Consider the following 11,274-nt stretch of genomic DNA (forward strand, 5'->3'; position numbering starts at 1 on the left):
GCGGCGGTTTCCGTTATTGCGCGGTTGCCGAAGCTTTCCGGGCGCTTTCTTTACGCGGAATCAGCCGAGCGGTTAGCATCTTGGCTCCAGTGCACGCCCCGGGCGACGCATTTATCATCGATAAAAAAGGTTCTACCGAATGAAAACGCCACGCTTTGCTGCCGCTCTTGCCTTGACTGTCACCGTCGCCGCGACGGCGTTCGCCCTGGGCGGCTGCGTGACGCAATACGATTCGCTGGTGAAGACCGTGCCGGTGGGTTCCGGAACGTCGCATCTCGGCGTGCTGCCGTTTGCCGCCTGCGTGAAGGCGAAATGGGCCGCGCGGCCGCTTAAGACAGGCGAATATTCGCCGAACGCCGATGGCGACGTGATCACCGTGCACGGGCCGAAAGGCGAAACCCTGCTTCTGATCGATGCAGAACCATCGGCGAGCGGCACGGGATACACCATTTACGGCGATATCGTGGGCGCGGCGGCGTATGTCGCCGACGCCCACAAGTGCGACTGACCAACACGCGGCGTCAGCTCACGCCTTTCATATCGACAAGAGCCTGATGCGTACCCACTATCCGTCCGATCAGGTAACCGTCGGACGCGCACGCATTCACGCGCTGGTCGCCGTTCCAGACAATCTTGTATTGCTCGTCCTGCAGGCGGATGCCGGCGGGATCGAATTGCCCTTTCGGCGGCGTGGACGGCTTGCCTGAATCGCGGATCTGTTCCATGACCAGCCGGTTCCACGTGTACGCGTAACCGTATTCGACGCCATCGGCGAACGCGTCGAGATCGCAGACCTGCTTGGGCGGAGTGATCGAAACCTCGGTTTTGTAACCGCTCGGGCCGCCTACATCGATTTTTTGCACGCCGGGCACGCCCGAAGCGCCGGCCGCGATGGCTTCGGCCGAGCGGTTGCGCGACTGCGGTTTGGGCTGGGCCGCAACGACCGGCGCCGAGGCTGCGCTGGGGAGCGCGGTGGCGGCGTTATCGGCGGAAGGGATGGGCGCGCAGGCGCTTATGAGAAGTATCGATGCAGTAAAGAAGGCGCCGGAAGCGGCTTTGGGAAACTTGAATTCGGTGTTGAAAATCACGCTTTTACTGTCCGTCTCAAAATAAACCGGACCCTACCTTAACATTTTGAGACGACCGCTGAGATTGTGTCGGATTTTGGTGTGATCTTTAGCCGGCGATCCGATGCGTGCTACTCCGAAATAAAATCACGGGCCGCGCCGGTGTGTTACCTGGAGCGGCCCTGACGAATTGACTCACGCGATCATGGCTGCCTGACTCAAGCAGTCTTCAGCGGATGCTCGCTCAGATAAACCCGCAGTGCATTGTTCATCCGTGTTTGCCAGCCGTCGCCGGTCGCGCGAAACGCAGCGATCACATCCGCGTCGTAACGCACGCTGACCTGCTCCTTCGGATGCTCTTTTGGCGGCCGCCCCATACGGCGTTCAGCCATGACCTCGGGGAACGGGCGCAACGTCTTGAACTCCTCGGCCGACAACTCGTACGTATCCGGATCTTCAGCGATACCGCGGTTGATTGCAGCTTCTTCTTCCGGCGTATTCCGGATCAATTTAATCTTGCTCATATTCTTTAATCTCCCTGTTGTTCGCCCGGCGAAAACTGATGACTCGAACGGCGCCGTCTCGCGGTGTGAACACCACGCAGTGAAGACGTTGGTGGAGCAAGCCGTGTCCGACAAGCCGCTCTTCACGATAGTCCCGCCGTGTATCGGCTCGAATTCGAAGCTCGTTCCAGTCAAGCAGCCCGGCGTCGGCCAGTGATAAACCGTGCTTGCGCCGGTTAGACACGTCCTTCTCCAAATCAAACATCACATACTGTTTCATTTATTGTAGATGCAAAAAGTCTTTACGACAAGGTTGTTGCCGTGCGGGCGCCGCGCGATGGCAAAAAAAAACCGTTCCGCGATATGCGGAACGGTTCTTTAAAACTTGGAACCACTGTACCCGGTCGATGCTTTGGCCTGTCAAGCGCCTTCTTCGAGCACGAGCAAATTCTCATGCGAGAAACCCAGCGCCACCGGCTGCCCTCGTTCGGGCAAACGTCGATTAGGATCGTTGAAGACATCGAGTGAAATCACCGACTGATCCACGCGCGTTCTGATGCGCACCACCGCGCCGAGGAAGTTCACGTCCTCCACGGTTGCGGCGAGCGTATTGCGCCCATTCGCCGGCGCTTCGAGCACGATCGCTTCGGGGCGCACGGCAAGCGTGCGTTGCTTGCCGGTATCGCTGGAACTCAGCGCGTGCGAGGTGCGCAATTCCTGCCCGCCAACCACAATTCGGCCACTCGCTGGATCGATCACCTGCCCCGACAGCAAATTCAGCGTACCGACAAACGAAGCCACGAAGCGCGTGCGCGGAAAGTTGTAGATCTCCGACGGCGTGCCGATCTGCTCCACGCGCCCTTCGTTCATCACGACGATCCGGTCCGATATAGACAACGCTTCTTCCTGGTCATGCGTGACGAATATCGACGTAATGCCGAGTTCGCGCTGCAGGCTGCGAATGTCCTCGCGCAAAGAAACGCGAATCTTGGCATCGAGCGCGGACAACGGTTCGTCGAGCAACAGCACTTGCGGTTTGCTGGCGAGCGCCCGTGCAAGCGCTACGCGTTGTTGCTGGCCACCCGACAACTGCCACGGATACCGGTCGGCCAGCTTCGGCAACTTGATGAGCGCAAGCATCTCTTCCACTCGCGCCTTGATCTCGGCTTGCGGACGGCGCAGCACCTTCAGCCCGAAGCCGATGTTGTCCGCCACCGTCATGTTCGGAAATAGCGCATATGACTGGAACACCATGCCAACCTTGCGTTGCCGGGTACGCACGTACGTGACGTCGCGGCCGCCGAGCTTGATCAAGCCGCGCGTCGGCGTTTCGAAGCCGGCGATCATGCGCAAAACCGTTGTCTTGCCGCAGCCCGACGGTCCAAGAAAGGTGATGAATTCGCCGCGTTCGATCTGCATATCGAACTGATGCAACACGGTGTGGGTTCCGAATGTCTTGCTGAGGTTTTCGATCTCGAGAAGTGCCATGACAAACCGACCTTTTAAGTTTTTTTTCCGGCGATGGACCGCGCCGAGCCGAAGACCTGGATAAGCCCCATCGACGCCCACGTGATGGCGAACGCAATGATCGCAAGCGCCGATGGTTCGTACGCCCGGTTCGCGCCGATCAATTGCAGATAAGGCCCGAACGCCGGACGGTTCAAGAGGCTGGCGAGTGTGAATTCACCGATCACCACAGCGAACGTCAGGAATGCGCCGGAAAGGATTCCCGAGCGCACATTCGGGAAGATGATCCTGAAGAGGATTGTCGGCCAGGTTGCGCCGAGGCATTCGGCGGCTTCCGTCAGCGAACGGACATCGACGGCACGTAAGCCTGCATCGACAGAGCGATACATATAGGGCAAACACAGCGTGACGTAGCCGCAGATCAAGAGGAAATCGGTTGCGCGTTCGTTACCGGTTAGCGGCAGAAACGAACTGCTGTTGTAGATATGCAGATACCCAAACACGATCACGATCGCCGGAATCACCAGCGGCAACAGCGTGATGAATTCGATCAGCGGACGCAGCTTCGGCAGGCGCAGCTGGACCCAATACGCGGTCGGAACAACAAGCAGAACGCCGAGCACGATCGCGAATACGCCCATCAGAATGGAGTAGCCGAAAGACGCCTGGAAATGCGGATCGGTGAGCACGACGCGGTAGGCATCGAGGCTATATTCGCTGCGCCGCATCTTCAAACTGAACTCGATGGTCGCAAGCAGCGGCAGCAGAAAATACACCGCGCCGATCACCATCGCGATCCACGCGCCCGCGCGGGTTTGCGCGCGGACCTTGTTGCCGGGAGTGACTGCAACGGCAGCGGCGGTGCTCATCGACGTCCCCTTTCGGCGCGCGAACGCAGCCAGATATAACCGCCGTTGGACAAGCCGGTGACCAGCACCATGCCGAGCGCGAGCGCGTAACCAAGGTTCTCGTTGTGCAGCACGTCGCCGCGAATCTGCGCATACAGCACGATCGGCACGATGTTCAACGAGCTTCCGGTCAGCGCATAAGCGGTCGCAACCGCGCCGAACGCATTGGCGAACAACAGCAACGTGGCGCCGAGCACACTTGGCCAAAGCACAGGCAAGGCCACATACATCCAGTAATGGTAAGCACTGCCACCCAGGCAATCGCACGCTTCGCGCCACTCGCGTTTGAGACCATCGAGTGCGGGCGTGATGATCAGAACCATCAGCGGAATCTGGAAATACAGATACGTGAGCGTCAGCCCGGTAAAACTCAAAATGCTGAAGCCCGTGGAATACAGGTTGATGCCCACATACTTTTTCAGCAGCACGGTGACGAGACCAACGCGCCCTAACGTGCAGATGAACGCAAACGCAAGTGGCACGCCAGCGAAGTTCGATGCCACACCCGAAAACGTCATCAAGGTCGGGCGAATCCATACGGGCAATTTTCCCTGCACGGCGGCCCATGCAAGCAAGAGCCCGAGGAATCCGCCACCCAACGCAGAAGCCGCGCTGACCTTGAAGCTGATCCAGTAGGCATCAAGTACGCTTGGCTGCAATAACTCGCGGAAATTGGCGAGCGTGAAATGGCCTTGTGCGTCCTGGAACGCGCCGACCATCAGCCACGCGGTGGGCAGCAGCAGGAACAAGACTGCGAATGCGAAAAACGGCAGGACGCCAAGGTAATTCCACGCGGGCGACACACGTCGCGCCGCCTTCATGCCAGGTCCCAGCGACGGGTCTTCGTGCGCGGACATGGGCGCGGCGATCTTCGATGAAGTACTCATGATGTCGCTCTTGACTGACAGGCCGCCCTGGATAAACGACTCGAAGCGCGAGCCGGGAGGACCGCCAGATCCTCGATGAACCCGAGGTCCGGCCGCGTCCATTCGTTGCGTTACTTCATTGCGTTACTTCATTGCGTTAGTTCATTGCGTCACTTCATTACGTCACTTCACGTTGGCGCCGACCACTTGATCCCATTGCTTCGTGATGAGCGTTTTCGAAGCATTCTGCTCGTCGAGCGTAGGGAACACGACGTTCTTGTAAGCCGACGGCGGCGGCAACTTGGCAAGCAGCGCAGCGGGGATCTTCTTGTTTGCTTCGAGATCCTTGAAGCGGATCGGATGGCAATAACCGGCGAGCCAGCCAAGCTGGCCTTCATCCGAATAAAGGTATTCCATCCACAGCTTCGCCGCGTTCGGATGCGGTGCATAAGCGCTAATGCCTTGCACGTAGACGCCCGCGACCACGCCTGTTTTCGGCACGACGACCGCGACCTTCGGGTTGCCCTTCAGGGTATCGCGGTCGGACAAGGCGTTGTAGTCCCAGCGCACGATGACAGGCGTCGTGCCCTGCGCCAACGAAGCCGCCTTGCCGATCACCGGCACGAAGTTACCGTTCTTGTTCATGGTGCCGAAATAACTCAGGCCTGCGGCACCCGCTTTCGATGCGTCGCCTTTCGCTTGCGACAATCCTGCTGCGTAGACGGCCTGAATCGCCTGGTTCGCCGAACGCGGATCGCCAGCAAGTGCAATGGCATTCTTGTAATCCGGCTTGAGCAGATCGGGCCAGTCAGCTGGGACCTTGTCGATCATGTCGGTGTTCACTTCAAACGCGAGCACGCCGTAGTAATCACCGTACCAATAGCCGTCTTTTTCCTTGGCCGAATCGGGAATCGAACTCCAGGTCGAAACCTTGTAAGGCTGCAGCAAGCCAGCTGCTTGCGCTGTCGGTCCAAACGATAAACCCACGTCGATCACATCCGGCGCCTGCGGCCCCTTGTTGCCCTTGTTCGCCTTGATGGCTTCGACTTCATCGCCCGAGCCCGCATCCGGATTCAGCTCGTTGATCTGGATGCCGTACTTCGCCTTGAAGCCCGCGATCACCGCGCCATAGCCGCACCAATCGTGCGGCAACGCGATCGTGGTCAATTGCCCTTCTTTCTTCGCTGCCTCGATCAACGCCGCCGACGGCGCCGCTACGGCATGGCCCGCGAGCGCAGTGAATGTGGCGATGGCCGCCGTGATGGCTCCCTTGCCCAAATGCCGGCCGCCAGCTGCGCGGCGAAAGGTCGAAGTCACTCGCAACCCGTCTTGATTCATGGTGTTTCCATCCTCTGCCTGGCGTGCTTACGTTTTTGGAATGTTGCTGCAGCGTACAGGCTGCCTGCGTCCGAAACTTGTTGTAATGCGCACATATCTGGCGCGCACGCGACTCTGGCGGCCAAATATTTAAGAACTATGACGACGGCTAAAAAGACAGTGATGCAGGGTGAATTCCATGCACCGAAGAAAATCGGTTAGAACGCGATCAGAGCGATCCGCGAGTGTGACGCAGAGACTAAGTTCAAATACCCAAATTCGCAAGTATCCAAAAAAATGCAACCTGAAAGGCGCGCGTTCTTGTTAATCTTTCAAATGCAGGAATGGATGGAACGCTCAAGAGCATCCGCCCGGCGAATATTGGCGACATGCGAGTGACACATAGTCGTGGCCGCATGCTCGAGGCGTTGGTAATGCTGCTGAATTTCAACCATCGAGGGAAACCGCATGTGGCAGGAAGATCGTCATCAGAGAATTCGAGCGCTGCTTGCAACGCTCGAACGCGTTTCGACCGAGCGCATCATGGCCGATCTCGGCGTGTCGCGCGAGACGGTCAGGCGCGATCTGGTGGATCTGGAAGCGCTCGGTGAACTGAGGCGCGTGCATGGCGGCGTGACGCGCCCCGCTGACGAAGCGCCCATTGCCGAGCGCAGTCACACGCGCGTCAAATCCAAGAATGCGATTGCGCGCGCGGCGACGGCGCTGGTCAGCAGCGGCCAGACTTTATTTATCGATGCGGGCACGACCACCGCGATTCTCGCGGAAGAGCTCGCGAAGCTTGCCAACCTGACCATCATCACGAACTCCATCGATGTCGCGCAAAAGATGCGTTCGACTGGCGAGAAGACCGATACGAGCAACGAGATCATCCTGCTCGGCGGTTCGATCAGCGACCGCGCGTTCGCGACTGTCGGCGGCACGACAGTGGCGGAGATCCTGCGTTATCGCGCTGACGTGGCGCTGCTTTCGCCGGTTGCCATCGATCACCGGCACGGCGCGACCAACTTCGATCATGCCGAAACGGAAGTCGCACGCGCGATGGTCTCGCACGCGGACCGCGTGGTGATACTGGCGGACTACAGCAAGATCGGGCAATGCAGCCGGATCGCGTTCTGCCCCATCAATCGCGTGGATACTTTGATTACCAACAAGAAAGGCGCGGAAGGACCGGCGTTGCTTTCTCTACGCAAGAAGCTCGCTCAAGTGATCCTTGCCTAGACGCTGTCGTTGCCATACGTTGCATCGAGTACGCGGCGTCGCAGACGTGTTTCACGCAAGGCGCCGGCGGCATCGAGCACCGGATACGCCGTTGAACAGAACAGCGAGTTGAGCCGCTTCAGGTCGCTGATGATATCCAGGTGCAAAGCGCTGGTTTCAATACTGCGCGCGCTTTGGCCCGCGAGCCGGTCGAGATGCGCATAGGAATAGCTTCGCTCCAGATCGCGAAAGCGTTCCTTCTCCGCCAGCAAGCGCTCCGCGCTACGCAAATCGCTATTCAGAAAAACGCTCAGGCCAAGCTGCAGATTGAGAATCACGCGGGCATGCAGGTCCTCGAGTTCGCTCAAACCTTCGGGCGAAAACGCCAGCCGGTGCATGATCTTCTTCTCCTGGATATTCATCACCACCCGCTCGATGATGTCCCCCGCGTGCTCCAGATTGATGGTCAGCGTGATGATGTCGGTCCATCGGCGGCTGTCGGCCACGTCGAGCTGTTCGCGGGAAATTCGCGCCAGATACGTCTTCACGGCCGCGTATAGCTGATCCACGTCGTCGTCCATGCGGATCGTCGCGCGCGCCTTGACCGGATCGTTCGCACGCATCAGGTCGAGCAGGTTGTCGAGCATGGTGCGGATGATGTCGCCAATGCGCAGCGCCTCGCGCGCGGAATTGGCGAGCGCAAGTGTGGGCGTGGACAGCGCGACCGGGTCCAGATAGAGCGGCCGCAGTTCGGGATTCACGTCCGGCCTGTCCGGCAGCAAGCGATAGCAAAGACGCGCAACCGGTTCGATCAGCGGCATGCAGGCAAGGCAGCGAATCAGGTTGTAGACAAGATGAAACGTAATCACCGACTCGCGCGGATAAGCGATCAGCGCGCCGAGCCCTTGCGCAATCCACGGCGCAAAAGGCAGCACGATCAACGCACCGACCAGTTTGAAAAGCAGATTGCCAAGCGCAAGCCGGCGACCGGCCTGGTTCTGGCTCATCGTGCCGATCACCGCGAGCAGGCCGCTTCCCAGGTTCGCGCCGACCACGAGACACACGGCCACCTTCAACGAAATCACGCCCGACGAAGCCAGCGTCGCGGTCAACAAAACTGCGGCAAGACTTGAATACGAGATCATGGCGAACGCCGCGCCAACCAGCGTGTCAAGCATGGAGTCGCCGGTAAGCGCGCCGAACATGACCTTGACGCCCTCGCCCTGCATGACCGGCTGCGCGGCTTCCACGATCAGATGCAGCGCCAGCAGGATCAGCCCTAGCCCGATTATCGTCCGGCCCACCTGCCCCACGCGCGTCTGCTTGAAAGACAAGAACGCAATCACTCCGCCGAGCAGCAAGATGGGCGAGAGCCACGAGAGATCCAGCGTCAGCACACGCGACATCAGCGCTGTGCCCACGTCGGCGCCAAGCATGATGGCCAGTCCCGGCGCGAGCGGCAGCAATCCTTGCGCGGCAAACGACGAAGCCAGCACGGCCGTTGCATTGCTGCTCTGGACGAGACTGGTTACGCAAAGGCCCGCGCCGAACGCGCGAAAGCGGCTGTTCGTGCTGCGCGCGAGCACGCGCCGCAGTTCAGCGCCGAGCACCCGCAGGATGCCGGTACGGACAATATGCGTGCCCCATACCAGCACCGCTACGCCTGACAGGATATTCAAGAGAGTCAACATAGGGCCACTTCCGTTATTCGTTCCAACTGTCATGCCGTTGACACATGATGCCATGCAAACGAGTTGTACAATTTTGCAATGTTGTAGTTTTGGGTATTCACCGATACGATCGACCGCACTTGTCAATGCCGGCGCGGATCATCGAATGGCTTCGCGTTCTGTCGCGTTTTTCATCTGCAATTCAAGGGCCGCAAGCATGAACAAAGACATGAGCCGAACTCTCGCGCTGTTTGATCTGGACCATACGCTGCTGCCGCTGGACAGCGATCAATCGTGGGCGCGCTTCTACGCCACGCTCGGTTTCGAAGGCAGTGCCGATCACGCGAAAGAGATCGATGCGTACTATCAGCAGTACGCAGCCGGCAAGCTCGACATGGACGGTTATCTGAAGCTGACGCTTGCGCCGCTCGCCCGGCATTCGCGCGCGGATCTCGATGCGTGGCACGCCACGTTCATGAAGACGGTCATCGAACCCGCCATCCGCCCGGAAGCGCTCGGGTTGGTGCGCCGTCATCTGGATGCAGGCGACCTCTGCTGCATCGTGACGGCAACCAATGCGTTCGTCACCGCGCCAATAGCGAAGGCGCTGGGCATGGAGCATCTGCTGGCTATCGACCTCGATACCGAACACAACGATCCACTCGGGCGATACACCGGCCGTTCCGTGGGCGTCGTGACGTTTCGCGAAGGCAAGATTGTCAGGACCGAGCAATGGCTTGCATCGCAGGGATTGAAGCTGGACGACTTCAAGGAAAGCTACTTCTACAGCGATTCAGTCAACGACGTGCCGCTCATGGAACGCGTCACGCATCCGGTCGCGACCAATCCCGATCGCAGGCTTCGAGCGATCGCGGCCGAACGCAACTGGCCGGTCATGGAACTCTTTGCGTAAGCCCGGTTTTATTCATCCGCCATATGGCGTAGCATCTCGGCCATTCTTACAACAGACGTAAAGAGACATGGCCCTGATCGCCCGCAACCTGCTTGGCATTGCCGTCCTGCTGTTCATCGCGTTTATTTTTTCCAACAACCGCCGCGGCATTCGGCTGCGCACCGTCGTACCCGCGTTGCTCGCGCAGATCGGCATTGGCGCGTTCATCTTGTTCGTGCCATTCGGCAAAAGCGTGCTGGCCGCAGCCGCGGCAGGCGTGAATCACGTGCTGGGGTATGGCAACGCCGGCATCGAATTCCTGTTCGGCGGGCTGGTGCAATCGAAGATGTTCCAGATCTTCGGCGACGGCGGATTTGTCTTCGCCGTGCGTGTCCTGCCGGCCATCATCTTCGTGACCGCATTGATCGCGGTGCTCTACTATCTCGGCGTCATGCGCTGGATCGTCATCATTCTCGGCACGATCTTCCAGAAGCTGCTGGGAGTGTCGAAGCTCGAATCGTTTTCGGCCGTGACCACCATCTTCCTCGGGCAAAGCGAAATGCCCGCCGTCGTGAAGCCGTTCGTTCGCGACATGACCGGCGCGGAATTGTTCGCCGTGATGTCGAGCGGCATGGCGGCGGTGGCCGGTTCCGTGCTCGCGGGCTACGCGGGGCTCGGCGTGAAAGTGGAATACTTGCTCGCCGCTTCGTTCATGGCGGTGCCCGGTGGATTGCTGTTCGCGAAGATTCTCCATCCATCGACCGAAGCAAGCCGCGTCACGCTCGAGCATCTCAGCTTCGATGAAAAACGTCCCGCCAACGTCATTGAAGCGGCGAGTTCAGGCGCGACCGTGGGCCTCAAGATTGCGGTGATGGTCGGCGCGATGTTGATTGCGTTCGTTGGCCTGATTGCGTTGTTGAACGGAATCGTTGGCGGAATTGGCGGCTGGTTCGGCGCACCGCATCTGTCGATGCAATCCGTGCTCGGCGCCATCTTCTCGCCGCTTGCGTACCTGATTGGCGTGCCGTGGGACCAGGCAGCGCTCGCCGGGAATTTTCTCGGCCAGAAAATAATTCTGAACGAGTTCGTGGCGTATGCATCGCTTTCGCCGTATTTGAAGGACTCCGCAAGCGTCGCCGCGGCTGGCTTGCAGGTGCTCGATCCGCGTACCATAGCAATCTTGTCATTCGCGCTGTGCGGCTTCGCGAACTTCGCGTCCATCGCCGTGCTGACCGGCGGCTTCAGCGCGGTTGCGCCGGAACGGCGCGCGGAAGTGGCGCGCTACGGCCTGCGCGTCGTGCTCGCCGCCACGCTCTCGAACCTGATGAGCGCGACGATCGCGGGCATGTTCCTGACGCTTAATTAA

The 11,274-nt window shown here is 59.4% G+C and carries 12 protein-coding genes; 4 read left to right on the plus strand and 8 right to left on the minus strand.

What is annotated here, in order from left to right; genetic code table 11:
* Positions 1-139 precede the first annotated feature (139 nt).
* Entirely contained in the window at positions 140-508 is a 369-nt protein-coding gene (locus tag ASG35_RS21225) for a hypothetical protein (RefSeq protein ID WP_056362302.1), read from the plus strand.
* Positions 509-521: 13 nt separating this feature from the next.
* On the opposite strand, the gene ASG35_RS21230 is transcribed toward ASG35_RS21225, so the two are convergent.
* The 7 genes from ASG35_RS21230 to ASG35_RS21260 form a co-directional block, all read right to left on the minus strand.
* Positions 522-1,088 carry a hypothetical protein gene (locus ASG35_RS21230; protein ID WP_056362305.1) on the minus strand — a complete coding sequence of 189 codons (567 nt, stop codon included), beginning with the start codon at positions 1,086-1,088 and terminating at the stop codon, positions 522-524.
* Between the two features lie 197 nt (positions 1,089-1,285).
* Positions 1,286-1,591 (minus strand): BrnA antitoxin family protein, encoded by a 306-nt coding sequence (locus ASG35_RS21235; protein ID WP_056362308.1) that lies wholly within the window; start codon positions 1,589-1,591, stop codon positions 1,286-1,288.
* Positions 1,578-1,850: a BrnT family toxin gene (locus ASG35_RS21240; RefSeq protein WP_056362311.1), complete on the minus strand. Its 273-nt coding sequence runs from the start codon at positions 1,848-1,850 to the stop codon at positions 1,578-1,580. Before ASG35_RS21240 ends, ASG35_RS21235 begins: the two co-directional genes overlap by 14 nt.
* 140 nt (positions 1,851-1,990) lie before the next feature.
* Positions 1,991-3,058 (minus strand): ABC transporter ATP-binding protein, encoded by a 1,068-nt coding sequence (locus ASG35_RS21245; protein ID WP_056362313.1) that lies wholly within the window; start codon positions 3,056-3,058, stop codon positions 1,991-1,993.
* A gap of 14 nt (positions 3,059-3,072) precedes the next feature.
* Positions 3,073-3,906 carry an ABC transporter permease gene (locus tag ASG35_RS21250; RefSeq protein ID WP_056362316.1) on the minus strand — a complete coding sequence of 278 codons (834 nt, stop codon included), beginning with the start codon at positions 3,904-3,906 and terminating at the stop codon, positions 3,073-3,075.
* On the minus strand, positions 3,903-4,766 hold the full coding sequence (locus tag ASG35_RS21255) for an ABC transporter permease (protein ID WP_119024685.1): 864 nt from the start codon (positions 4,764-4,766) through the stop codon (positions 3,903-3,905). The genes ASG35_RS21250 and ASG35_RS21255 overlap by 4 nt, the downstream gene beginning before the upstream one ends.
* A 228-nt stretch (positions 4,767-4,994) precedes the next feature.
* Positions 4,995-6,149: an ABC transporter substrate-binding protein gene (locus tag ASG35_RS21260; RefSeq protein ID WP_082508538.1), complete on the minus strand. Its 1,155-nt coding sequence runs from the start codon at positions 6,147-6,149 to the stop codon at positions 4,995-4,997.
* A gap of 447 nt (positions 6,150-6,596) precedes the next feature.
* Here ASG35_RS21260 and ASG35_RS21265 point away from each other — a divergent pair, with 447 nt between their 5' ends.
* Positions 6,597-7,367, plus strand: coding sequence for a DeoR/GlpR family DNA-binding transcription regulator (locus ASG35_RS21265; RefSeq protein ID WP_056362319.1), 771 nt, complete (start codon positions 6,597-6,599; stop codon positions 7,365-7,367).
* Here the strand turns inward: ASG35_RS21265 and ASG35_RS21270 are convergent.
* Positions 7,364-9,037, minus strand: coding sequence for a Na/Pi cotransporter family protein (locus ASG35_RS21270; RefSeq protein WP_056362322.1), 1,674 nt, complete (start codon positions 9,035-9,037; stop codon positions 7,364-7,366). The two genes, ASG35_RS21265 and ASG35_RS21270, sit on opposite strands and share 4 nt — an antisense overlap.
* 208 nt (positions 9,038-9,245) lie before the next feature.
* Here ASG35_RS21270 and ASG35_RS21275 point away from each other — a divergent pair, with 208 nt between their 5' ends.
* Together ASG35_RS21275 and ASG35_RS21280 are read left to right on the plus strand one after the other, a co-directional pair.
* Positions 9,246-9,929 carry an HAD family hydrolase gene (locus ASG35_RS21275; protein WP_056363695.1) on the plus strand — a complete coding sequence of 228 codons (684 nt, stop codon included), beginning with the start codon at positions 9,246-9,248 and terminating at the stop codon, positions 9,927-9,929.
* 67 nt (positions 9,930-9,996) lie between these two features.
* Positions 9,997-11,274 (plus strand): NupC/NupG family nucleoside CNT transporter, encoded by a 1,278-nt coding sequence (locus ASG35_RS21280; protein ID WP_056362323.1) that lies wholly within the window; start codon positions 9,997-9,999, stop codon positions 11,272-11,274.

Origin of the sequence: Burkholderia sp. Leaf177, assembly GCF_001424345.1 — a bacterium.
GTDB lineage: Bacteria > Pseudomonadota > Gammaproteobacteria > Burkholderiales > Burkholderiaceae > Caballeronia.